This window comes from Nonomuraea sp. 3-1Str, assembly GCF_031570565.1.
Lineage (GTDB): Bacteria > Actinomycetota > Actinomycetes > Streptosporangiales > Streptosporangiaceae > Nonomuraea.
On the sequence record NZ_JALHBK010000005.1, the window covers coordinates 1 to 23,811 of the forward strand.

General features: G+C 71.9%; 21 protein-coding genes. 16 read left to right on the plus strand and 5 right to left on the minus strand.

Annotation, left to right across the window (positions count from 1 at the left end):
• Window positions 1–256: 256 nt before the first annotated feature.
• Both MTP10_RS10535 and MTP10_RS10540 read right to left on the minus strand, forming a co-directional pair.
• The gene (locus MTP10_RS10535; RefSeq protein ID WP_310708886.1) at window positions 257–994 is read right to left on the minus strand and encodes a class I SAM-dependent methyltransferase; all 738 of its coding nucleotides are present in this window, start codon (window positions 992–994) and stop codon (window positions 257–259) included.
• A gap of 165 nt (window positions 995–1,159) precedes the next feature.
• On the minus strand, window positions 1,160–2,896 hold the full coding sequence (locus MTP10_RS10540) for a hypothetical protein (RefSeq protein ID WP_310708887.1): 1,737 nt from the start codon (window positions 2,894–2,896) through the stop codon (window positions 1,160–1,162).
• Window positions 2,897–3,010: 114 nt separating this feature from the next.
• On the opposite strand from MTP10_RS10540, the gene MTP10_RS10545 reads away from it, so the two are divergent.
• The gene (locus tag MTP10_RS10545) at window positions 3,011–4,387 is read left to right on the plus strand and encodes a hypothetical protein (RefSeq protein WP_310708888.1); all 1,377 of its coding nucleotides are present in this window, start codon (window positions 3,011–3,013) and stop codon (window positions 4,385–4,387) included.
• 105 nt (window positions 4,388–4,492) lie between these two features.
• Here MTP10_RS10545 and MTP10_RS10550 read toward each other — a convergent pair whose 3' ends face one another.
• On the minus strand, window positions 4,493–5,434 hold the full coding sequence (locus MTP10_RS10550; RefSeq protein ID WP_310708889.1) for an MBL fold metallo-hydrolase: 942 nt from the start codon (window positions 5,432–5,434) through the stop codon (window positions 4,493–4,495).
• A 130-nt stretch (window positions 5,435–5,564) separates the two neighbouring features.
• Here MTP10_RS10550 and MTP10_RS41925 point away from each other — a divergent pair, with 130 nt between their 5' ends.
• Window positions 5,565–6,788 (plus strand): single-stranded DNA-binding protein, encoded by a 1,224-nt coding sequence (locus MTP10_RS41925; RefSeq protein ID WP_397334445.1) that lies wholly within the window; start codon window positions 5,565–5,567, stop codon window positions 6,786–6,788.
• 198 nt (window positions 6,789–6,986) lie between these two features.
• Here the strand turns inward: MTP10_RS41925 and MTP10_RS10555 are convergent, their stop codons facing one another.
• Entirely contained in the window at window positions 6,987–8,696 is a 1,710-nt protein-coding gene (locus MTP10_RS10555; RefSeq protein WP_310708890.1) for a DUF1015 domain-containing protein, read from the minus strand.
• A gap of 118 nt (window positions 8,697–8,814) precedes the next feature.
• Between MTP10_RS10555 and MTP10_RS10560 the strand changes: the two genes are divergently transcribed.
• Together MTP10_RS10560 and MTP10_RS10565 are read left to right on the plus strand one after the other, a co-directional pair.
• Window positions 8,815–9,237 carry a tetratricopeptide repeat protein gene (locus tag MTP10_RS10560; protein ID WP_310708891.1) on the plus strand — a complete coding sequence of 141 codons (423 nt, stop codon included), beginning with the start codon at window positions 8,815–8,817 and terminating at the stop codon, window positions 9,235–9,237.
• Between the two features lie 469 nt (window positions 9,238–9,706).
• The gene (locus tag MTP10_RS10565; RefSeq protein WP_310708892.1) at window positions 9,707–10,678 is read left to right on the plus strand and encodes an HAD-IIA family hydrolase; all 972 of its coding nucleotides are present in this window, start codon (window positions 9,707–9,709) and stop codon (window positions 10,676–10,678) included.
• Window positions 10,679–10,711: 33 nt separating this feature from the next.
• Here MTP10_RS10565 and MTP10_RS10570 read toward each other — a convergent pair whose 3' ends face one another.
• Window positions 10,712–11,059: an SCP2 sterol-binding domain-containing protein gene (locus tag MTP10_RS10570; RefSeq protein ID WP_310708893.1), complete on the minus strand. Its 348-nt coding sequence runs from the start codon at window positions 11,057–11,059 to the stop codon at window positions 10,712–10,714.
• Between the two features lie 145 nt (window positions 11,060–11,204).
• Here MTP10_RS10570 and MTP10_RS10575 point away from each other — a divergent pair, with 145 nt between their 5' ends.
• From MTP10_RS10575 to pssA, 12 genes are all read left to right on the plus strand, one after another.
• Complete coding sequence (locus MTP10_RS10575; RefSeq protein WP_310708894.1) at window positions 11,205–11,363, plus strand: hypothetical protein; 159 nt, start codon at window positions 11,205–11,207, stop codon at window positions 11,361–11,363.
• On the plus strand, window positions 11,360–12,172 hold the full coding sequence (locus MTP10_RS10580) for a TlyA family RNA methyltransferase (RefSeq protein WP_310708895.1): 813 nt from the start codon (window positions 11,360–11,362) through the stop codon (window positions 12,170–12,172). Before MTP10_RS10575 ends, MTP10_RS10580 begins: the two co-directional genes overlap by 4 nt.
• Window positions 12,169–13,068, plus strand: coding sequence for an NAD kinase (locus tag MTP10_RS10585; RefSeq protein WP_310708896.1), 900 nt, complete (start codon window positions 12,169–12,171; stop codon window positions 13,066–13,068). The genes MTP10_RS10580 and MTP10_RS10585 overlap by 4 nt, the downstream gene beginning before the upstream one ends.
• A gap of 30 nt (window positions 13,069–13,098) precedes the next feature.
• Entirely contained in the window at window positions 13,099–14,850 is a 1,752-nt protein-coding gene (gene recN, locus MTP10_RS10590) for a DNA repair protein RecN (protein WP_310708897.1), read from the plus strand.
• Between the two features lie 73 nt (window positions 14,851–14,923).
• On the plus strand, window positions 14,924–16,120 hold the full coding sequence (gene steA / locus MTP10_RS10595; protein ID WP_310709214.1) for a putative cytokinetic ring protein SteA: 1,197 nt from the start codon (window positions 14,924–14,926) through the stop codon (window positions 16,118–16,120).
• Window positions 16,117–17,091, plus strand: coding sequence for a copper transporter (locus MTP10_RS10600; protein ID WP_310708898.1), 975 nt, complete (start codon window positions 16,117–16,119; stop codon window positions 17,089–17,091). The genes steA and MTP10_RS10600 overlap by 4 nt, the downstream gene beginning before the upstream one ends.
• 17 nt (window positions 17,092–17,108) lie before the next feature.
• Entirely contained in the window at window positions 17,109–17,960 is an 852-nt protein-coding gene (locus MTP10_RS10605; protein WP_310708899.1) for a hypothetical protein, read from the plus strand.
• Between the two features lie 136 nt (window positions 17,961–18,096).
• Window positions 18,097–19,740: a lipid II flippase MurJ gene (gene murJ, locus MTP10_RS10610; RefSeq protein ID WP_310708900.1), complete on the plus strand. Its 1,644-nt coding sequence runs from the start codon at window positions 18,097–18,099 to the stop codon at window positions 19,738–19,740.
• A gap of 47 nt (window positions 19,741–19,787) precedes the next feature.
• Window positions 19,788–21,056, plus strand: a complete 1,269-nt coding sequence (locus MTP10_RS10615; RefSeq protein ID WP_310708901.1) for a glycosyltransferase family 4 protein — start codon at window positions 19,788–19,790, stop codon at window positions 21,054–21,056.
• 181 nt (window positions 21,057–21,237) lie between these two features.
• Window positions 21,238–22,224, plus strand: a complete 987-nt coding sequence (locus tag MTP10_RS10620) for a TerC family protein (RefSeq protein WP_310709216.1) — start codon at window positions 21,238–21,240, stop codon at window positions 22,222–22,224.
• Between the two features lie 105 nt (window positions 22,225–22,329).
• Window positions 22,330–22,971, plus strand: coding sequence for a phosphatidylserine decarboxylase (locus tag MTP10_RS10625; protein WP_310708902.1), 642 nt, complete (start codon window positions 22,330–22,332; stop codon window positions 22,969–22,971).
• Entirely contained in the window at window positions 22,958–23,776 is an 819-nt protein-coding gene (pssA, locus tag MTP10_RS10630) for a CDP-diacylglycerol--serine O-phosphatidyltransferase (RefSeq protein ID WP_310708903.1), read from the plus strand. Before MTP10_RS10625 ends, pssA begins: the two co-directional genes overlap by 14 nt.
• The last annotated feature ends 35 nt before the right edge of the window (window positions 23,777–23,811 follow it).

Here is a 23,811-nt window from a genome sequence, read left to right on the forward strand (position 1 = left end):
CCCAGCGCCGATGGTACTGCACTCGGGAGGGTGTGGGAGAGTAGGTCACCGCCGGACAATCTTTGATGGGGGTCCATGCGGGTCTGGCATTCGTGCCGGGCCTGTGTGGGCCCCTTTCGCATGCCCGGAGGCGTCCACGCCGGGCAACCATCGGGCCCGATGGGCCGGCCGGACGTACACCGGCAGACACACGGGCCCCGGTCGGACCACGACGCACATGCTCCTGGCGCGCAGAGTCACCGGAACACGCCGGACATCACTGTCGTGCCACGAACACACCCCAGCCCAGGTACTGCCGGCCGTACTGCAGGTGCGCACGGCGAGACTTGTCCAGGAAGTCGCGGATCGCCGGCGCGTCGGAGTCGTCGGGATTGGCGCGTAGCCAATCGCTCAGCGTCCACCACTGGCTCGCCACGTACCGATCCCAGCTGTCCGGGTCGGCCAGCACCATCTCCACCAGTTCGAAGCCGGCGCTCTCCAGTTGTTCCGCCGTACCGGCCAGCGAGGTGAACGTCCCTTCGGGGATGTCCATGGTCTCGTACACCTCCGCGGGCGGCGGAGACTGCCAGAAGCACTCGCCGACCAGCGCGATCCCGTCCTGGCGGAGCGGCCGCCGCATGAGGTCCAAGGTTCCTGTCAGGCCGCCGCCTATCCACGTCGCGCCGATGCAGGACACGATGTCGTACGAGTCCGCCTCCGTCTCGTACGTCCGCGCGTCGGCTTCGACGAAGCTCACCTGGTCGGAGACCCCGAGGTCCGTGGCGCGCGTCTTGGCTGCGTCCAGGAACGTCGAGCTGAGATCCACCCCCACACCCTGCAACCCGTAGCGGGACGCCCAGCGGCTGAGCATCTCGCCCTTCCCGCAGGCGAGATCCAGTTGCCGGGTGCCGGACCGTATGTGGCATATCTCGCCGAGCAGATTGAGCTTGTCGTGGCTGAGGGGATTAAGGATGCGGTGACGCGACTCGGCGATCTCATGGAAGCGAAGAGACATGGCTGGCAGTCTTCCTGAAAACGGCAAAGGGAGCGACCGAATTGGCTCGTCGGCGAGTCACGTGGACGTTCGGAGGCTTGCTAGTCTGGAAGGAGCGGGCCACCCCCACGGGTGGCCTTCGTCGCGTAAGGCCCGAGGACGGGCGGCGGCGAGCCACGGCGGCCGTCATATGCGATGCGGGTCCGCTGAGTGAGCCAACGAAATGGACCAGAAGTGAACAGAGACAACGGACCCGACGGCGGACAGCGCGAGGGCGGCGAAAACGGGGAGAGGCGTACGTACGGGAACAGAGACGGCGGGTACGGCTCCCGAGGCAGTGACCAGGGGGCGTCGCGGGGCGACCGCCCGTTCCGTTCTGACCAGCGCTCCGGCGGCCGCGACGACCGGGGGCCGCGCCGCGAGGGCGACGACCGCCGATCCTCGCAGGACCGCGGCTCCGGCGATCGGCCCGGATACCGCGGCCGGGACGACCGCCCCGACCGTTCTGACCGCCCCGACCGTTCTGACCGCCCCGACCGTTCCGGCCGCGACGACCGCGGCCCGCGCCGTGAGGGTGGCTTCCGCGACGACCGCGGCCCGCGCCGTGAAGGTGGCTTCGACCGGGGTCCCCGCCGCGAGGGTGGTTTCCGCAGCGACAGTGGGCCGCGCCGTGAGGGGGGCTACGGTGACCGTGGTCCGCGTCGTGACGATGAGCGCCGCCCGTTCCGCGACCGTGACGATCGTGGTCCGCGTCGTGAGGGTGGTTTCGGTGATCGGGGTCCGCGTCGTGAGGGTGGTTTCGGTGATCGGGGTCCGCGTCGTGAGGGTGGGCAGGGCGACAGTCGTCCCCCGTTCCGCGAGCGTGACGATCGCGGTCCCCGTCGTGAGGGCGGCTACGGTGATCGGGGCCCGCGTCGTGAGGGCGGTTTCGGTGACCGGGGCCCGCGCCGTGAGGGTGGTTTCGGTGACCGGGGTCCGCGCCGTGAGGGTGGGCAGGGCGACAGTCGTCCCCCGTTCCGCGACCGTGACGATCGCGGTCCCCGTCGTGAGGGCGGCTTCGGCGATCGGGGCCCGCGCCGTGAGGGCGGCTACGGTGACCGCGGTCCCCGTCGTGAGGGTGGTTTCGGTGACCGGGGTCCGCGCCGTGAGGGTGGGCAGGGCGACAGTCGTCCCCCGTTCCGCGACCGTGACGATCGCGGTCCACGTCGTGAGGGCGGTTTCGGCGATCGGGGCCCGCGCCGTGAGGGTGGCTACGGTGACCGGGGTCCGCGTCGTGAGGGTGGGCAGGGCGACAGTCGTCCCCCGTTCCGCGACCGCGATGACCGTGGTCCCCGCCGTGAGGGCGGCTACGGTGACCGTGGTCCGCGTCGTGAGGGTGGCTTTGGTGATCGGGGCCCGCGCCGTGAGGGCGGTTTCGGTGACCGGGGTCCGCGTCGTGAGGGTGGGCAGGGCGACAGTCGTCCCCCGTTCCGCGAGCGCGATGACCGCGGTCCCCGCCGTGAGGGCGGCTTCGGCGATCGGGGCCCGCGCCGTGAGGGCGGCTACGGTGACCGCGGTCCCCGTCGTGAGGGCGGTTTCGGTGACCGTGGCCCGCGTCGTGAGGGTGGGCAGGGCGACAGTCGTCCCCCGTTCCGCGACCGTGACGATCGCGGTCCCCGTCGTGAGGGCGGCTACGGTGACCGTGGCCCGCGCCGTGAGGGCGGCTTCGGCGACCGGGGTCCGCGTCGTGACGACGAGCGTCGCCCGTTCCGCGACCGCGATGACCGCGGTCCCCGTCGTGAGGGCGGTTTCCGCGACGATCGCGGCCCGCGCCGCGAGGGGGGCTACGGTGACGACCGGGGTCCGCGTCGTAAAGGCGGCTACCGCGACGGTGGCTCCCGTGACGGTGGCTCGCGTCCCTTCTCCCGTGACCGCGACGACCACCAGTCAAGCGGCACCCGCGCCAGGTACGGCAGGGCGGACCGGGACGACGCTCCGCCGCGCGAGCGGCTCCCCGAGGTCGCCCCTGACATCACCGCCGAGGAGCTCGACAAGGAGGTGCGCGAGGAGCTGCGTTCCCTCCCCGGCGACCTCGCCGAGCTCGTGGGCCGGCACCTCGTCGCCGCCGAGCGGGCCCTGGAGGAGGACGATCCCGACCGGGCGCACGAGCACACCAAGGTGGCTCGCCGGTTCGCTGCCCGTATCGGCGTCGTCCGGGAGGCGGCGGGCATCGTCGCCTACCACGCGGGGCACTACTCCGAGGCGCTGAGCGACCTGCGCGCGGCCAGGAGGATGACGGGCTCCGACGCCTACCTGCCGGTGATGGCCGACTGCGAGCGTGGTCTGGGTCGTCCCGAGCGTGCCCTGGACCTCGTCCGCTCTCCGGAGGCCGAGCGCCTCGACCGGCCCGAGCGCATCGAGCTGGCCATGGTCGAATCCGGCGCCCGCCGTGACCTCGGTCAGAACGACGCCGCGGTCATCACGCTCCAGCGGCTCCCGGAGCTGCGTGACCCGGAGCCGAAGCCGTGGTCGGCGCGGCTCGCGTTCGCGTACGCCGACGCGCTGCTCGACGCCGGCCACCAGGACGCGGCGATCGACTGGTTCGCCAGGGCGATGGGCTTCGACGGCGAAGGGGAGACCGACGCAGCCGAGCGTTACGCCACGCTGACCGGTGCCGTCATCGACGACCTCGAAGAGGACTACGAGGACGACGACGACCTCGACGTACCCCTGGACGATGACGCCGCCTTCGGCGCCACGTCGTCTCAGGACGCCGAGCAATCCGAGCAGCCTCAGCACTCGGAAGCGGACGCTGAGAACGACCTCGGCGAGGAGGACTCGGACGAGGAGGACTCCGAGGAAGACTCCGATGAAGAGGACTCCGACGAGGAAGACGCCGATGGGGAGGACTCCGGCGGGGACGACCTCGGCGAAGATGTTCGTGTCGAGGGCGGTGGATCGGCCGGGCAGCAGGCGTCCAGCGAGTCCGCGGTGACCGCCGATGCCCAGGACGTGTCCGCCAAGGACGTGTTGAAGCACGACGTCGCCGACGATGAGGGCTCCGAGGAGGACGTGTCAGGTGGCGATGCCACACAGGACGCTCCCACCAAGGACGCTCCCGCTGACGACGCTTCCGCTGCTGCGGTCACCGAGACCGAGCCCGGGACCGCCGCCTCCACGGCCGGCGAGCCGAGCGACAGCCCGGCGGCCGACCCGGTAGCGGAGGACGTTCAGCAGGCGGGGGACAGCCCGGCTGCCACCGAGGACGTCAAGTCGGACCCCGGCAAGGCTGCCGGCTCGAAGCGGTCGGCCAAGGCCAAGCCCGTGGCCGACTCCGCCCCGGACATCAACCTGGCGTTCATCGAGCCGAACTTCGGCGACATCCTGGACCAGCCCGACGAGCCTTCCGAGGACAGGCCCAAGCGCGACAGCTGACGCCGTCGTGGTCGCTCACTGAAGGTCTGTGAGACGTACCGCGAGGACAAGCAGACGGTACGGCCTGCACACCCCACCGTGTGCAGGCCGTACCGTTCGCGCGTTTCAGGACTGCGATTTCCTCGGGGAGACCCGGTTGAGCCAGTGGAGGATGCCCGCGACGTTGGAGGGCGCCCCGCTCAACAGCTCCAGCTGCTCGGCCGCCTCGTTCTCCAGGTCCACCGCCGCGTAGCGCTCCTTGGTCTGGTCCCACACCATGGCGACGGCGTGGTCGAGGTCCATGCCTTCCGCGTGTGCCTGACGGGTCAGATCCACCCAGACGCGCAGCTCTTCCGCGGAACGCTCGAGAGTCTCCTGAACAGCATCCACCGGCCCGTAATGGCTGAACAGCAGCCGTTGCGGGCCGAGCGCTCTGAACAGGGCGATCGAGTCGAGCGCCGTGTCCAGGTCGAAGTCCGGCGGCGGCGTGGCGGGACGCAGGTCGCCGGTCTCGGGGAGGTAGACGCCGGCCGCGTCGCCGACGTAGAGGTCGCCGGTGCCCGAGTCGACGAGGCCGATGTGGTGCTTGGCGTGGCCGGGCGAGTAGTGGCTGCTGAGCGTGCGTCCGTTGCCGAGGTCGATGGCGCCGGTGTCGCCGAGGGCGACGATGCGTTCGGCCTCGGTCGGTGTGAGCTCGCCGAACAGCGTGTCGAGCTGGTCGCCCCAGACCATCCGGGCGCTGGCCATCAGCCGTGACGGGTCGGCCAGATGCCGGGCACCCTTCTCGTGTACGACGATCTGCGCGGAGGGGAAGAACTTCGCGATGTCGCCGACCCCTCCGGCGTGGTCCAGATGGATGTGGGTGACGACCACGGTCGACAGGTCGTCGGGACCCACTCCCAGCGAGGCCATGGCGTCGCGCACCACCGGTGCGGAAGTCGACGTCCCGGTCTCGACCAGGCAGGGCCGGTCAGACAGGATCAGGTACCCGGCGGTTATGCCCGAGTATCCAGCCATTTTCGTGTCGATCTCATAGACGTCGCCGCCGAGGGCGGTGATGTTGTCCACAGGAGCTCCCGAGCCAGCGGTCCGCTATCCCCAGAACGACGTTCGAGCCGCTCCGGCCTTGCCCACATCGTAGAGAGTGATCCCCACCGGAGCATCGGATGGGAGGACGACAGTGGACCGCAACGAGGTCGTGCTGGTGGGGAGGCTGTCCGCGGCAGCCGAGGTCAAGAGGCTGCCCAGCGGTGACACCTTGACCAGGTGGCGCGTGGCCGTACGCAGGGACCGCCCGCACCCGAAAGGGGGCGTGATGACGGACAGCATCCCGTGCGTCACCTTCGACGCCGCGACCGCAGCCGTGGTGCGCGAGCTGAAACCGGACGATCCGCTGGAGGTGCGGGGCGCGTTCCGCTGCCGCATCTTCGGTCCGTCGTCCGGCAAGATCTGGCGCTACGAGGTGGAGGTCTTCGCCGCGGAGCCGGCCATCACCGCGTCGGTCACCGCGGAGCCGGCCACGGCGGTCGTGGATCTGTCTCTGGACGGTGAGAGCCGCCACCCGTCCAGGCGACCGCGCGCATCCATGCCTTCACCCGCCGCAACCCGTTCCGGTGCGCTGAAGAATCAGACCACGGCCCCGGTCACTTCTCCGGCGAGGGCCGCCAGCGCCCCAGGGTCCACCGACAGTCTCGCCGCAGAAGGCATGAACGCCCCACAAGGCATGGGCTCGCCCGCGCGTCCACCATCTCCACCGACCGCGAACGCACTGCCCTGCGCGAGCAACTCCGCCAGGCCGACAGCCGTCGCACCCGCGCACGACCCGGCAGTCGGGCCACCCCGGCCCGCGACAGAACCCCGAACCACCGATAGAAGCCCCGCAACGCCAGACCGTGCGGCGGCCACCTCGCCTACCCCGGTCGCAAAGCCGCCCGTCGCCACGGATCCTTCCGCGGTCAGCGAGCGGTCCTCGCCCAGCGAGACTCGCACCGTGGCCAAATCAACCGTGGCCGTACGGCGTCTCGCCGCCACACAGCACCCAGTGGTGGCACGGCCTCCGCTGACCGTAGGCTCACCCCCGACCGGTGAAACACCTAGGGCAAGAGAAGCTCCTAGGGTCGGTGAAACTTCCGGCCGCGCTGTGCGCGGATCCGCGGAAACACCCACGGTGGCGAAGCCCCGCATGCACGCACCGCCCTCATCGCGTCCGACACTTCCACGTCCGGAGAAGGCGACACTTCCACGTCCGGAGGAGACGGCGTCGCCACGTCCGGAGGAGGCGGTGACGCCGTGCCCCATGGAGACCACGACGCCGGAGGACCATGACCCGCCAGGCGCTCTTCCTGCGCCAAGCCGCCTCCAAACCATGATCGACACGTGTAGATCCGCCGGCAGAGGTGTGCTTTCGCGAACTCACCGCTGAGAAGCACCGGCGGCAGGCCGCCAGGGGGCATGGGCGTCGTCTTCGGGCTCAAGCGGATGACGTCCAGCATCCGGGTCCGGGAGGTGCGGTCGCTCTCCAGCGCTGGGTTGGCCTCAGTCCTGTGAGGGTGGTGCCGGGACCAGGCCTTTGTAGATCCCGGCCGGTGCGAAGGCGGGCAGGCCACGTACGTCCTTGGCCTCAGTCGGTGGCGAAGGTGCGGAGGATCAGGCCGGTTCGGGGCTTGGGGCCGAAGGAGGTGGATTTGCGGGGTACACGTTCGCCGGCCGCGGCGACCGCCAGGACGTCGGCGACCGCGAGTGGCTTGAGGATCACCGCCGTTCCTCCCGCGCGGGCGGCCTGCTCCGCCGCGGCGCGGGCATCGTGGTGGACGATCCGTACGGTCTGCTCGTCGTCCTGCATGTCCCAGACCTTGGGCATCAGGAACTCCGTGAGGATGGAGGTGTTCAGGGCGTTCCAGCGGTCCGAGCGGTCGGCGGGCATGGCATGGGCCAGTTGCATGGGGTCGGGGTCGGTCAGCAGGTGGGTGCCCCCTTCACCGGCGAGCAGAAAGGCCGGCCCCGAGGTCGCGTCGAGTGCCGCCAGCCCTTCGGTGAGGCTGGGGTAGTCGTGGACCCGCCATGCGCCCTTCGCCCTGGCCGCCGCCTCTGTGAGGGGCAGGGCTGGGATGACTCGATGGATGGCCTTGAGGTCGGGTGGATAGGCGGAGACGTCGACCAGCAGCGCCAAGCCGAAGTCCCATGGGCCCGACTCCGGCCTGGCCGTCGACGTCTCACGTGCCTGAGGGGCGTCCGCGGTCGCGCTGCTCGTGCCGGTTCCGCGGCCGAAGGAAGCCGGGTCGGTTCGGCTGAAGGAAGTCGGGTCGGTTCGGCCGAAGGTAGTCGTGTCGGTTCGGGGAGAGGACGTCGAGTCGGTCCGCGGGGACGTCATATCGGCTTGGTCGGCGGAGGAGGTCGTGTCCGCCTGGAGAGAGGAGGCGATCGTGTCGTTCAAGGGGGAGGCGCTGGTGCCGGTGGCTGAGAGGTCGGCGGGGTGGGCGGGCGGGGTCTGGGTGCGGGCCGTGTGTTCCTGGCGCTGGAGGACCCGGTACGTGGCGTACCTGTGGTGGCCGTCCGCGATGAGGGCTTGGCGGGGGCGGAGGTCGGCGTTGACGGCGGCGATCTCGGTCGCGTCGGTGATCGCCCACAGGCGGTGCGTGAGGCCGTCCTCGGTGTGGGCCGCGACCAAGGGCTCTCGCGTGGTGGCCACCTCGTCCACGAGCCGCGTCGCCTGGCCGTCGTCGCCGTCGTACAAGAGGAAGATGGGCTCCAGGTTGGCCTGGGTGGTGCTCATGAGCGCGAGCCGGTCCGCCACCGGGCCGGGGAAGACGTGCTCGTGGGGGAGGATGATGCCCTGTGTCGGGTCGGCGATGCCCACGTCACCGATGAGGCCGCGCTGAAGGATCCCGGGGCCGCGCTGCTCGTACACGTACAGGGCCGGGAGGGCGTCCGTCGTGAGGATGCCCGCCTCCAGCCACGCGCGCAGGGTGTCACGGGCCTCCGCGTAGCGGGTCTCGTCGATGTCGGACGCCGGCGCGGGCTGGCCGTCGCCGGCGCCGTTCAGGTCGGTGGGGGCTGCGCTCTCTGGGCTGCCCAGGCCGCCCCCGCCGGCCAGAGGTACGGCGTCGGCCTTCCGCCTGGCGTTCGTCGGCTCGGCCGGCGTGGTGGGGCGGGGAAGGATGAGGCGGACCACGTTGTTGGGATGGGAGTCCAGCAACGCCCGGACGTCGTCGTCCGCGATCAGGTCATAGGGCGGGGAGGTTACCTTGGCGGGGTCGTCCACGGCGAAACGGACACCGCGGAAGGGGCGCAGCACCAGGCCGTCGGGCACCGGCAGTTCAGGACTCCCCATATCGGGCATGCTCCCTTAAAGGTCCGAATCTTCCAGAAGCCGCCCCAGCACCCCGTCGCGCCCGACTCCGTGGCGAGCCGAGCGGAGCCGTCGTCTGCCGATGAAGGAGGCCTCACGCATGGTCCAAGGTAGAAACGTCCACGATGATTCCCCCGGCGCCCCCGAAGGTGACGTTTACGACTGGTACCAGCGTGGGGTGAAGCTCCTCAAGGAGGGTAGTCCGGCCGCGGCGGCCGCGCTGCTGGAGCGGGCGGCGCTCGCCGAGCCCGATTCGCGCAGCATTCTGGAGGCACTGGCGCGGGCGCAGTTCAATTCGCGGCAGTACGCGGAGGCGGCGGAGAGCTTCCGGCAGATCGTGGACGCCAACCCGGCTGAGGATTACGCCCATTTCGGTCTCGGGTTGTCGCTGTGGCGCACCGGGGACGTGGAGGGCGCTCAGGAGCCGCTGGCCATCGCGGTGGCGATGCGTCCTGACGAGCGGCACTATGTGTCGGCGTTGAAGAGCGTGCGGGCGACGTTGCGCGCACGGCGGGAGATGTGACAGGCGGCCCGGGCAAGCTCCGGATCCGGGTGGGTGGTCGGTGGTGTGCGGACGGGCGGCGTTAGAGTCTCCGTGGTGGTGCCGCCGTGCGAGGTGGCGCCGGCCGGACGTGGCGAGGTGGCGCGGGCCGGACGTGGCAAGGTGTGTCCGACCTGGCGCGGCGACGGCACGTGCCTCGACGTGCGTCGAGCGCATCACACCACGGAAAGGGCAGTGCGGTTCGTGGCGAGGTGTGTCCGATGTGGCGAGGCGATGGCACGTGCCTCGACGTGCGTCGAGCGCATGGCACCACGGAAAGGGCCGTGCGGTTCGTGGCGTGCCGCGTACACGTCGCGTCGTGACGGGATCGGCACATGACCCGAGGTGACGCGGCCGCCTCTGAAGCAGAGCGTCACGTGGCGCACTTCCCGTCGCGGCCCCGGACCGTGGCGGGGAGCGGATCAATGACCAGAGAAGCGAAAGGCGACCCGTGCTGATCGACGGTTACGACACCCTGCTGCTCGACCTCGACGGCGTGGTCTACCTGGGCAGCCACGCCGTCCCCGGCGCCCCCGAGGCGCTGGAGGAGGCGCGGGGACTGGGCGTGCGGCTGGCGTACGTGACCAACAACGCCTCCCGCACCCCCGCCGCCATCGCCGCGCACCTGCGCGAGCTGGGCGTCTCCGCCGTCGCCGGCGACGTGGTGACCTCGGCGCAGGCCGCCGCCCGGCTGGTCTCCGAGCGGGTGCCGGAGGGCTCGAACGTGCTGGTCGTCGGCGGTTCCGGGCTCCGGCTGGCCGTACGGGACCGGGGGCTCAGGCCGGTGACCACCGCGATGGACGCGCCCGCCGCGGTGGTGCAGGGCATCGCGCCCGGCCTGTCGTACGGGCTGCTGTCCGAGGGGGCGCTGGCCGTGCGGCATGGCGCGCTGTTCGTGGCGTCCAACGGCGACAGCACCATGCCGACCGGCCGGGGGGAGCTGCCCGGCAACGGGGCGATGGTGCGGGTGATCGCTGCCGCCACCGGAGTGGAGCCCGTGTACGCGGGCAAGCCGGACCCGCCGCTGCACCGCGAGTCGATGATCCGCACCGGGGCCCGGCGGCCCCTGGTCGTGGGCGACCGGCTCGACACCGACATCGAGGGCGCCACCAACGCCGGGGTCGACAGCCTGCTCGTGCTGACCGGCGTGGCGACCCCGCTGGACCTGCTCACGGCCGGACCGAGGCACCGGCCGACGTACGTCGCCGAAGGGCTGGGCGCGCTGTCGCAGCCGTATCCGGAGGTCCGGGAGGGCGCCTGCGGAGGCTGGCGGGCCCGCTGGGAGGACGGCGCGCTGTGGCTGGAGGGCGACGGCAGCCGGATCGACGGCCTGCGGGCCGCCTGTGACGCCGTCTGGGCGGCCGTGGGAGAGGGACGTGCCGAGGAGGACGCGGTCAAGCAGGCGCTGGACCGCGTGGGCTGAGACCTCGTGAAGCCGCTCAGGAAGCGGCAGGAGTCAGAGCAGGCGGCGCAGGCGCAGCAGGTCGCCGAAGCTGGCGTCGACCTTCACACGCCCGCCCAGCAGCGCCCGCGCCATGTCCAGCTCCCCGTCCACCAGCGCCACCAGGTCGTCGCTGCCGATCGTCAGCCGCACGTCCGCCGGCCTGCCGTCCGCCGGCGGCTCCTCCGCGAAGGGGTCGAGCCCGTCGTGGTGCAGACGGCCGTAGAACATCAGACCGAGATCGGAGACGCGGCAGCTCACCGTGCGTTCCACCACGTGCCGCGCGCGGTCCGCCGCGTCGATCTCGTCGAACTGCGCGACGAGCTTGGCCAGTGCCGCCCGGCACTCCTCGACGCTTGCCATGGTGTCCACCCTTTCGCTCATCTTTACGGACGCCTGACCTTCACCGACGTAGCGTTCCACATCGCTGGGGTGGCGTATGCCCCGTCAACGTGTGACACACCCGCCAAGGTGCCTGCGCGCTCGCGAGAGGCGTTACCTTCGTGTCATGAGTGCGCTGCCGGAGGAGACCGGAGACGAACGGGTCGACGCGGTCGTCACGGGGCTCGGCCGCCTGGCCGGCCTGCCGGTGAGCGAGCACGTGGCGGTGTTCGACGAGGCGTTCGCCGGGCTGGAGGCCACGCTCGCGGCCGTGGACGACCAGTGAGCCGCAGGATACGCCTGGACAGCGAGATGGTGCGCCGCGGCCTGGCCAGGTCGCGGGAGCAGGCCGTCCAGCTCATCGAGGCGGGCCGCGTCACGGTCTCCGGGCAGCGGGCGGGCAAGCCGGCCACGCAGGTCGACACCGCCTCGCCGATCGTCGTCGCCGAGTCGGCCGACGGGCCCGACTACGTCTCGCGCGGCGCGCACAAGCTGCTCGGCGCGCTGAAGGCGTTCGGCGCCCTGACCGTCGAGGGGCGGCGCTGCCTCGACGCCGGCGCGTCCACCGGCGGCTTCACCGACGTGCTGCTGCGCCACGGCGCCGCCCGCGTGCTCGCCGTCGACGTCGGCTACGGCCAGCTCGCCTGGTCGCTGCGCACCGACGAGCGGGTCACGGTGATGGAGCGCGTCAACGTGCGCGACCTCACGCCTGACATGGTCGGCGAGCCGCCGACGCTGGTGGTGGGCGACCTGTCGTTCATCTCGCTGCGGCTGGTGCTCCCGGCGCTGGCGGAGGTGGCCGCCCCGGCGGCCGACCTGGTGATGCTGGTCAAGCCGCAGTTCGAGGTGGGCAAGGAGCTCGTCGGGGCGGGCGGCGTGGTGCGCGACCCGGAGCTGCGGGCGCGCGCCGTGCGCGACGTGGCGGGCCGCGCGCTGGAGCTCGGCCTGTCGGTACGCGGGGTGACGGCCAGTCCGTTGCCGGGCCCCTCGGGCAACGTGGAGTACCTCCTCTGGATGGGCAAGGGGGAGGGCGAGCCTCCGGTGGAGGACCTGGAGGCCGCGATCGAGCGCGCCGTCGAGGAAGGGCCGCGATGAACCGTACCGTGCTGGTCACCGTGCACACGGGGCGGGAGGCCGCCGTCGACACCGCACGCCTCGTCATCAAGCGCCTGGTCGGCGCCGGGCTGACAGTCCGGGTGCTCGACACGGAGGCCGACGAGATCCGCTGCTCCGGGGCGGAGGTGGTGCCCGGCGAGCCGGGTGCCGCCAAGGACGCCGAGGTCATGATCGTGCTGGGCGGCGACGGCTCGCTGCTGCGCTCGGCCGAGCTGGCCCGGCCCACCGGCACGCCGCTGCTGGGCGTCAACCTCGGCCACGTCGGGTTCCTGGCGGAGGCGGAGGTGGCCGACCTCGCCGCGGCGGTCGACAGCGTCGTTGCGGGCCGCTACGACGTCGAGGAGCGCATGACGATCGACGTCCTCGCCCGCCAGAACGGCCAGACCATCGCCGACACGTGGGCTCTGAACGAGGTGTCGGTCGAGAAGCGCGACCGCATGCTGGAGGTCGTGGCCGAGATCGACGGCCGCCCCCTGTCGCGCTGGGGCTGCGACGGCGTCATCTGCGCCACCCCCACCGGCTCGACCGCCTACGCCTTCTCCGCGGGCGGTCCCGTGGTGTGGCCGGAGGTGGAGGCCCTGCTCATGGTGCCGATCAGCGCCCACGCGCTGTTCGCCCGGCCGCTCGTGGTCTCGCCCCGCTCCACGCTCGCGGTCGAGACCCTGCCCGACACGCCGGGGGGCGTGCTGTGGTGCGACGGGCGGCGCCGGTTCGACCTGCCCTCCGGGACCCGCGTGGAGGTACGCAAGGGCGCCCGCCCGGTGCGCCTGGCGCGGCTGCACGGCGTCGAGAGCAGCGGCGCGCCCTTCACCGACAGGCTGGTCGCCAAGTTCGAACTACCCGTCCAGGGCTGGCGCGGAAGGGTGCGTCCCTGAGTGAATGGACTGTGAGGCGCGTAGGATCACATGCGCACAGGTGTTCGGGGTCAGGAGCGACGGGAGTGGGCAGTGCGACCTAGGGTCGAGGAGGTCCGCATCCAGGGACTCGGCGTCATCGATGAGGCCGTGCTCGAGCTTTCGCCGGGGTTCAACGTGGTCACCGGCGAGACCGGGGCCGGCAAGACGATGGTCGTCACCGGGCTCGGCCTGCTGTTCGGCGGCCGGGCCGACCCGTCGCGCATCCGGCCGGGCGCCGACCGGGCCAGCGTCGAGGGCACGCTCGTCATCGAGGCGGGCGGCCGGGTCGGCCAGCAGGTGGAGGACATCGGCGGCACCGTCGACGACGGCGAGCTCATCATCTCCCGCACCGTCTCGGCCGAGGGCCGCTCGCGTGCCTGGCTGGGCGGGCGCGGCGTGCCCGTCGGCACCCTGACGTACCTGGCCGACGACCTCGTCGCCGTGCACGGCCAGATGGACCAGCAGCGTCTCCTGCAGCCCGCCCGCCAGCGCGCCGCGCTCGACCGCTATGCCGGAAACGACCTGGTCAAGCCGCTACGGGCCTACACCCAGGCGTACAAACGGCACAAGCAGGTCGCGGCGCTGCTCGACGAGCTGACCACCCGTGCCCGCGAGCGGGCGCAGGAGGCCGACCTGCTGAGGTTCGGCCTGGAGGAGATCGAGAAGGTCGACCCGAAGCCCGGTGAGGACGTGGAGCTGCGCGGCGAGGAGGAGCGGCTGTCGCACGCCGACGCGCTGCGCGGCGCCGCCACCAGCGCTCACACGGCGCTGCTCGGCGACCCGATGGAGGCCGTCGACGGCGCGCACGACGTGATCTCCCTGCTCGGCGAGGCGCGCGCGGCCATCGAGGCCGTCCGTGACTTCGACAGCGAGCTGGCCGGGATGGCCGATCGGCTGGCCGAGGCCGGCTACCTCGTCTCCGACGTGGCCACCGACCTGGCCTCCTACGCCGAGTCGATCGAGGCCGACCCCGGCCGGCTGGCCGTCGTACAGGAGCGCAGGTCGCTGCTGTCGGGGTTGATCCGCAAGTACGGCGTGGACGTCGCGAGCGTCCTGGAGTGGGCGCGGAGCTCGGCCGCCCGGCTCACGGAGCTGGAGGGCGACGACGAGCGCATCGAGGAGCTCGCGCGCGAGCACGAGGAGCTCACGGCCCGGCTGACCGAGCTGGCCGCCGAGCTGACGCGCGTGCGCGAGGCGGCGGCCGAGCGCTTCGGCCAGGCCGTCACCGAGGAGCTGACCGCGCTCGCGATGCCGCACGCGCGGGTGGTGGTCCAGCTCTCGCGGGCCGCCGATTTCGGGCCGGAGGGTGTCGACGAGGTCGAGCTGCGCATGGCCGCCCATCCCGCCGCGCCGCCGCTGCCGCTGACCAAGGGCGCCTCCGGCGGTGAGCTGAGTCGCGTCATGCTGGCCATCGAGGTGGTGTTCGCGGGCGCCGACCCGGTGCCGACGTTCGTGTTCGACGAGGTCGACGCGGGCGTGGGCGGCAAGGCCGCGGTCGAGATCGGCCGGCGGCTGGCCAGGCTGGCGCGCACCGCTCAGGTGATAGTCGTCACTCACCTGCCGCAGGTGGCGGCCTTCGCCGACCAGCATCTGGTGGTCGAGAAGGCCGGCGACGGCAGGGTCGTGCGCAGCGGCGTCGTCACGCTCGACCACGAGGGACGGGTGCGGGAGCTCTCGCGCATGCTGGCCGGGCTGGAGGACTCCGAGCTGGGCCGGGCGCACGCCGAGGAACTGCTGGGACTGGCCGCCGCGGAGCGATGACTGTCTGTGACAAACTGGACACGCGCCGCGATGATGGGCCGTTGAGCTGTTTCGCTCTGGCAGGATGTTCATGATGAAGGTTCCGGGAAGCAGGATGCCGGGCCTCCGCGGCAGGAAGGTCGACGACCTTCCCGGTGTCACGGCAGTGGCGAGAATCGATCGACGGACGAAGAGGCTCACCAAGCGCCTCCAGCCCGGTGAGATCGCGATCATCGATCACGTCGACGTCGACCGGGTCAGCGCGGAGGCGCTCGTGGCATGCGGTGTGGCGGGCGTGGTGAACACCGCGGCCGGCATCAGCGGCCGCTATCCGAACCTGGGGCCCCAGATTTTGCTGGAAGCGGGAGTGCCCTTCGTCGACAACGCCACCCCGGAGCTGTTCGAGCGGGTCAAGGACGGCGACGTCGTACGACTGCACGAGGGCGTCGTCCACCTCGACGACATGGTGGTCGGCAAGGGCGACGAGCAGACGGCCGAGGCCGTCGAGGCCGCCATGGCCGAGGCCCGCGCCGGGCTCGCGGTGCAGATCGAGGCGTTCGCCGTCAACACGATGGAGTACGTCCGCGGCGAGGGCAAGCTGCTCATCGACGGCGTGGGGGTGCCGGAGATCCGCACCACGATGGAGGGCCGGCACGTCCTCATCGTGGTCCGCGGCTACCACTACAAGGACGACATCGCCACCCTTCGCCCGTACATCCGCGAGTACCGCCCCATCCTCATCGGCGTGGACGGCGGGGCCGACGCGCTGCTGGAGGCCGGCTACCTGCCCGACGTGATCGTCGGCGACTTCGACTCGGTCTCCACCAAGGCGCTGAGCTGCGGCGCCGAGCTCGTCGTGCACGCCTACCGCGACGGCCGGGCCCCCGGCCTCGAACGCGTCCACCAGCTCGGCCGCGAGGCCGTCATCTTCCCCGCCACCGGCACCAGCGAGGACATCGCGATGCTGCTGGCCGACGACAAGGGCGCCGAGCTCATCGTCGCCGTCGGCACCCACGGCACCCTGGAGGAGTTCCTCGACAAGGGGCGCTCCGGCATGGCCAGCACCTTCCTCACCCGCCTGCGCATCGGCAGCAAGCTCATCGACGCCAAGGGCGTGAGCAGGCTCTACCGCAGCCGCATCTCCACCCCGCAGCTGCTCCTGCTCGTGATCACCGCGCTGATCACGATGGGGGTCGCCCTCGTCATCTCGCCGATCGGCCAGACCTGGCTGAACGGTCTCCAAGACGCCTGGAACGCGTTCATCTTCTGGCTGGTCGGACTTTTCTCGTGATCGATTTTCGCTACCACCTCGTCTCCATCGTCGCGATCTTCCTTGCGCTGGCCGTGGGCATCGTCATGGGCACCACGCTGCTCCAGACGCCCGCGATCGAGACCGCCAAGAGAACCAGCGACCTGATGGCCAAGACCAACAACGACCTGAGGTCCGAACTCGACGTCCGGCGCGGCCGGGAGGCGGCCGACGACGCGTTCGTCACCGCGTTCACCCCGCAGCTCGTCGCCGGCGCGCTGAACGGCGAGCGGGTCCTGCTCGTGGAGGCGCCCGGCGCCAGCAGCACCTACCGCGAGGCGCAGCAGCAGGTGCTTCTCCAGGCGGGCGCCGCCATCACCGGCCGCGTCACGCTGACCGACAAGTTCCTCGACGCCAAGAACCAGGGCGTGATCGACGGGCTCGTCACCCAGCTCAAGCCGCGCGACATGGCCCTGGCTCCGTCCGCCGGCGCCTACGACAAGGCCGCGGCTCTGCTGGCGGCCACGCTCGTGACCACCGACCAGGCCCAGGCCGGCACCGCCAACCCCGCCACCGCGGCCGTGCTCGGCGGGTTCGAGGCGGGCGGCCTGCTGAGCATCGACGACGAGCCGGCCAAGCGGTCCACGCTGGTCGTCATGTTCGCGCCGGAGCGGGCCTTCGAGGGGGACAAGGCCGAGCCGCAGGCCGCCGCCCTGCTGTCCCTCGCGCGCGGGCTCGACGCCGCCGGCAAGGGCACCGTCATCGCCGGCAGCGTCACCGCCGCCTCGGCCGGCGGCCTCATCACCGCCGCCCGCGACGACAGCGACCTGCTCAAGCGCGTCTCCACCGTCGACAACGTCGACATGCCCGCGGGCCGCACCGCGATCGTCTACGCTCTGCGGGAGCAACTCGACGGACGGGCCGGCCAGTACGGCATCGGCGCCAACGTGACCGCGCCCATGCCCGCCGTGCCCAACGCCACCCCGACCGCGACCCCCTCTTCCGGGGGCTGACCCCTCTGGGAGCTGACATGGCCCGTGGCCTGCTCCACGCGCTGGCCGGCGCCGCCCTGGGCGCCGTCGCCGCCCGCGCCGCCTACACCCTCGTGACCCGGGCCAGGCCCCAGGACCCGGATGACCGCTGGACCCGTAAGAACCACCGCGGCGAGCCGATCACCCTGCTGGAAGGCCCCGCCTTCGTCGCCGGCGCGGGAGCCGCCGCCGCGCTCGTCCCGGGTCTGCCGCCGCGCGTACGGCTCGCGGCGCTGCTCGCCGGCGGCGGCAGCGGGGCGCTCGGCGCCTACGACGACCTGTACGGCACCACCTCCTCCAAGGGCTTCAAGGGTCACCTGAGCGCGCTCGCGCGCGGAGAGGTCACCAGCGGAGCCGTCAAGATCCTCGGCATCGGCGCGACCGGGCTCGGCGCCGCCGCGCTCGTCTCCGGCGGCCCCGCCGACACGCTGGTCAACGGCGCGGCCATCGCCGGCGCCGCCAACCTCGCCAACCTGTTCGACCTGCGGCCGGGCCGCGCCATCAAGGTCGGCCTGCTCACCGGCGGTCCGCTGCTGGCCGCCGCCCTGCTCCGCGACCGGCCGGTGAGCGCCGCGCTGGCCGCCGTGCCCCTGGGCGCGGCCGCCGCGCTGCTGCCCGACGACCTGGGGGAGCGGGCCATGCTCGGTGACGCGGGCGCCAACGCGCTGGGCGCGCTCATCGGCCTGGCGGCGGTCACCACGCTGGGACGGCCTGGCAGGCTCGCGGTGCTCGGCACGGTCGCGGCGCTGACGGCCGCCTCGGAGAAGGTCAGCTTCACCAAGGTGATCGCCGGCAACCGGGTGCTCAACCGCCTCGACATGCTGGGCCGCCGCCCCGTCGACCCGGTGTGACCGACGCGCACACGGCGGCCGGGGTCCCAGGTGACGGGGCTGTCGGTGCCGCCTGCCAGGATGTCAGCGTGATCGGGGCACTGGTGGCGCACGCGGCCCGGCGGCCGGCCGGCCGGCCCGCCGCGGGGAGGACGTCGTGACGGCCCGGCTGGCGCGCGGCGTCGCCGGGGGCGCCATGCTCATCGGCGCCATCACGATCCTCGCCCGCGTGGCCGGCTTCGCCAAGCAGTACGCCTTCGCCAGGACCGTCGGCACCAACTGCCTGAGCACCGCCTACTTCACCGCCAACCAGATCCCCAACATCATCTTCGAGGTCGTGGTGGGCGGGGCGCTGGCCGGGATGGTCGTCCCGGTCCTCGCCGGGGCGGCCGCCACCGGCCAGGACGGCGGCGCCGGGCGGGCGCGGGTGGAGGCGATCAGCTCCGCCCTGCTGAGCTGGGTGCTGGTGGTGCTCGTTCCCCTCGGCGCGCTCACCGCGCTGCTCGCCGGGCCGATCGTCGGGCTGTTCCTCGGCGGCGAGGTGAAAGGCTGCGACGTCTCCGACATCGCGGGCGTCCAGGCCGTCGCCACGCGCATGCTCGTCGTCTTCGCCCCCCAGATCCCCCTGTACGGGGTCGCGGTCGTCCTCTACGGCGTCCTGCAGGCGCACAAGCGGTTCGCCGGGCCCGCGCTCGCCCCGCTGGTGTCCAGCATCGTGGTCATCGTCGGCTACCTGCTGTTCGTCCCGCTCAGCGGCGACTGGGCGAGCCGGGACGGCCTGGCCGCCCTGCCCCGCCCGGCCGAGCTGGCCCTGTCCGTGGGCACCAGCCTCGGCGTGCTCGCGCTCGTCCTCACCGTGGTGGGACCCGTCGCCGGGCTCGGGCTGCGATGGCGGCCCGCGCTCCGCTTCCCGCCCGGCGTGGCCGTCCAGGTGCGGCGGCTGGCCATGGCCGGCGTGGCCGCGCTCCTCGCCCAGCAGGCCGCCATGGTCGTGGTCGTGCTGCTGTCCAACAAGGCCGTGGGCGGCGGGGCGCTCGCGGTCTACAACTACGCCTGGGCCATCTACCTGGTCCCGTACGCCGTCCTGGCCGTGCCCATCGCGACCAGCGCCTTCCCCAGACTGTCGGCGCAGGCCGAGACGGGGGAGACGGCGGCGTTCTCCGCCCTGGCGGCCGGGGCGAGCCGGGCGGTCGTGGTCGTGTCCGGGCTGGCCGCCGGCGTGCTCGCCGCCACCTCGGAGCCGGGCGCGGCGGTGTTCCTCTGGACCAAGAGCGACGTGCCGCCGGACGACCTGGCGCGGACGATCGCGCTGTTCGCGCCCGGCCTGCTCGGCTACGGGCTCATCGCGCACCTGAGCCGCGTCCTGTACGCGGCGGGGCACGGCAGGGCCGCCGCCACCGGCACGGTGACCGGATGGGTCGTGACGATGGTGGCGCAGACGGTGTTCGCTCTCACCTTCCCCGAGGGGTGGCGGATCGCCGGGATGGCGCTCGGCATGAGCGTGGGCATGACCGTGGGCGGAGCGCTGCTGATGGTGTCCGTCGTACGCGCGCGGGGACGTGAAGCGGCGGCCGGCCTGGGACGTGCCGCGCTTGCCGCCGTCGCGGGCGGCGTGGCCGGTTACCTCGCGGGGGCCGGCGTCGTGGCGGCGCTCGATCCGCAGGGCTTCTGGGGGCAGATCGGCGCGCTGCCGGCGGCCGCGGTCGCGGCGCTGGCCGCGGGCGGGCTCGTGGTGGCGCTGGTGGACCGCGACGACGCCAGGGCCCTCGCGGGCACGCTCGTCCGCGGCAGACGGTCCTGAGCTGTTCACAGGTGTTGTCCGGTGGCGGGAGAGGAAGGAACGAGCAGGTGCGGGTGGCATTCGTCATGGGGACCACGTCCGGGGGCACCGGCCGGCATGTGCGCATGCTGGCCGGAGGGCTGGCGCGGCGCGGGCACCGGGTGCTGGTGGCGGGGCCCGCGAGCGTCGAGGAGCAGTTCGCGTTCACGGAGGCGGGCGCCCGGTTCGTGCCGGTCCGGGTCTCCGACCGGCCGCACCCGCTCGACGACGCCCGCTCGGTGCTGGCCCTCCGGCGGCTCACGAGGGACGCCGACGTGGTCCACGCCCACGGGCTGCGCGCCGGCGCCCTCGCCGCCCTCGCCCTGCCGGGACGTGCTGCCCTGCTGGCCCGTCGGCCGTCGCGGAAGGCAGGCGGCCCTTCGTCGGGTGGTGCGCTGGTCGTGACGCTGCACAACGCGCTCACCGCCGGGGGGCTCGTCGGGGTCGTCTACGGGGTGCTCGAACGCGTCGTGGCCCGGCGCGCCGACCACGTGCTGGTCGTCTCCCCGGACCTGGGGCAGCGGATGGTCGCGCTGGGGGCCGGTGACGTGCGGGCCGCCGTGGTGCCCGGCCGGGCGCTCAGGCCCGCGAAGAGGACACCCGAGGAGGTCCGGTCCGAGCTGGGGGCCGGGCGGCGGCCGATCGTGCTCACTCTCGCGCGGCTGGCCCAGCAGAAGGGCCTGGAGACCCTGCTCGACGTCGCCCGCGGCCCCTGGCAGGGCGCGAAGCCGGAGGGCCACGCCACGGAGGGCCGGGGTTCGGAGGGCCAAGGTTCGGGTTCTGTCGAGCAGGGCGCGGGGACCGGGGCGGCGCAGGAGGCGGGGGCGGGATCGCTGGAGTCCGAGGCCGGCGAGGACGCGCGGCCGTTGTTCGTGGTGGCGGGGGAGGGGCCGTTGAGGGGGGCGTTGCAGGACAGGATCGACGCCGAGCGGCTGCCCGTGACGCTGCTGGGCAACCGTGACGACGTGCCCGACCTGCTGGCCGCCGCCACCGTCGTCGTCTGGCCGAGCCGCTGGGAGGGCCTGCCGCTGAGCCTCAGCGAGGCGCTCATGGCCGGTCGCCCCGTCGTCGCGACCGCCGTCGGCGGCATCCCCGGGCTGCTCGCCGGGGCGGGGCGGCTGGTGCCGTACGGCGACGCCGGCGCCATGCGCGCGGCCGTACGCGAGCTCGTGGCGGACCCCGCGGCGGCGGCCCGCATGGCGGCGGCCTCCGCCCGGCGCGGCGCCGAGCTGCCCGGCGACGAGGACGCGGTGGACAGTGTGCTGTCCGTCTACGGAGACCGCCAAGGCAGGGGATGATTAGGCGCACCTAAAGCGTTCTCGTATACTGCGTTCGTTAGGGAGGGGAGTATCCCTTCGCGGCAGCCTCGTCATCACGGTGCAGCCCCGCTCCACGGGGCCCCCGGGGCTGCCGGTTCGCCGATCATGGCGGGCGGGAGAGACCTCCGGCAGTCAGTTCATGCATGCCGGAGGAAGTGACGTGACCGCACCCGCTTGGGCCTATTTCGCCGTCATCGGCGGTCTACTGGTGGTTCTGGCAGTGGACCTGTGGATCGTCGACCGTGGTGAGGCGCGTGAGTTCTCCATGCGCCAGGCCGGTTTCTGGGTCACGTTCTACGTCGCCCTGGCCGTCGCCTTCGGCGTCCTGCTGTGGGCCACGACGGGCCCCGACAAGGCGGGCGAGTTCTTCGCCGGCTACATCACCGAATACAGCCTGAGCGTCGACAACCTGTTCATCTTCTTCATCATCATGAGCAGGTTCGCCGTGCCCAGGGCCTACCAGCACAAGGTGCTGCTCGTCGGCATCGTGCTGGCGCTGGTGATGCGCGGCATCTTCATCGCGCTGGGCGCCGCCGCCCTGGAGCGGTTCAGCTGGTTGTTCTACGTGTTCGGCGCGTTCCTCGTGTACACCGCGGTCAACCTCGTCCGCCAGCACCTGAAGGGCGACGAGGAGGAGTTCAACGAGAACATCCTGCTCCGCTGGGTGCGCAAGGCGTTCCCGACCACCGAGGGGTACGTCGGCTCGAAGATCACCGCCAAGATCGACGGCCGCCGCATGGTCACCCCGATGCTCATCGTGATGATCGCGATCGGCTCCACCGACCTGCTGTTCGCGCTCGACTCGATTCCGGCGATTTTCGGGCTCACCACCGACCCGTTCATCGTCTTCACCGCCAACGCGTTCGCCCTGATGGGACTGCGTCAGCTCTACTTCCTGCTGGGTGGCCTGCTGCAGCGGCTTGTTTACATCAGCTACGGTTTGGCGTTCATCCTTGGGTTCATCGGGGTTAAGCTGATATCGGAGGCCTTGCACGCCAGTGGGGCTTCCTGGGCGCCCGAGATCCCCATCTGGCTCTCACTCACGGTCATCGGCGGCACCATGGTCATCACGACCGTGGCCAGCCTGATCAAGGCCCGCGTCGACACGCGCCGGAGCGAGGAAAGCAGTCCTACCAGGGCTAGCTAAATGGCTTTCGAGGCGCTTTGCTTGTGTAGTCGCGCCGTGTAATAGTTGCTGACTCTGTAACATCACGGCAAAGCGCCCACTCCAGTCATTCACCAAAGGTTGTCCGTGTCAGACGATTCTGCTAAGACGAGCCGGTTCCGGCTCGCACGCGGGGTGTCCCCGTGGCTCCTCCCGACTGCGGCCACCGCGGCCGCGACCGCGCTGCTCGCGCGCCGGGACCGGCGATGGGCGCTCGCGGCGGTGCCGTTGAGCGCGCTGACCGGGGGCATGCTCTGGTTCTTCCGCGACCCCGACCGCATCCCCGGGTTCGGCCGGATCCTGTCGCCCGCCGACGGTGTCGTGCAGAGCATCGACCCGTGGCCCGACGGCCGCACCCGGGTCGCCATCTTCATGAGCCCGCTGAACGTGCACGTCAACCGGGCGCCTCTTGCGGGAAATGTCACCTCCGTGCAGCATGTGGCGGGTGGGTTCCTGCCGGCTTTCAACAAGGACAGCGACCAGAACGAACGCGTGGTGTGGCATTTCGAAACCGCGCTCGGCGACATCGAGATGGTGCAGATCGCGGGCGCGGTGGCGCGCAGGATCGTGCCGTACCTGACCGCGGGCGCCAAGGTCGAGCAGACCGATCGCATCGGTCTCATCAGGTTCGGCTCCCGGGTGGACATCTACCTTCCGGAAGGCATCTCGCCCGCCGTCTCGGTGGGCCAGAAGACGGTTGCGGGGGTGACCAGAATTGACCACGGCTGACGCAGGCAGCTGGCAGGCCGAGGAGGAGGAGCCTCAGGGCCCCGTCGGCAAGGCGTTCCGTCTCTCGGCGGCCGACTCGCTGTCTCTCGGCAACGCGCTCTGCGGGTTCCTCGCGGTCTGCGTTCTCGCCTCCTCCGCGATCCGCTCGCTGCAGGAGGGCGACGGGTTCCGGCCCGCGCCGAGCTACTTCGCGACCGCGGTGGTGCTGCTCCTCATCGGCGCCACCTGTGACCTGTTCGACGGCCTGGTCGCTCGGCGCTTCCGCGCCTCGGCGATGGGCGCCGAGCTGGACAACCTGGCCGACGTGATCAGCTTCGGGTTCGCGCCCGCGTTCATGATCGTGATCTGGGGCGGCTTCACCGACAGGGTTCCGTTCCCCGCCGTGCTCGCGGCCGCCGCGGCGGTGCTCATCGCGGGCGTCGTACGGCTGGCGAGGTTCGCCTGCGTGAAGACCAAGAGCGGCGACTTCATGGGCCTGCCCATCCCCATGGGCGCCATGACCGTGATCTCGATCGTGCTGCTGTTCGAGCCGAACATCCTGGCCCTGCTGGCCGTGCTCGGCGTGGCCTGGCTGATGGTCAGCCGCATCGAGTACCCGAAGCCGAAGGGCCAGCTCGCCGCCGTCGTCCTGGGCTGGATCATGGTCAACGTGGCCTTCCTCACCTTCTGGGTGGCCTGGCCGGAAGGCGGCGACCTGCCCATCAAGATCGGCGCCTCGATGCAGATCGCGCTCGTCGCGGCGATCCCGCTGAGGGTGCTGTTCTACAAGCGGGAGCAGCGGAAGGAAGCCGAGCGCGTCAGCTGACGGCGGCCGGCCGCCGTCCCGGCCCCGGATGGATG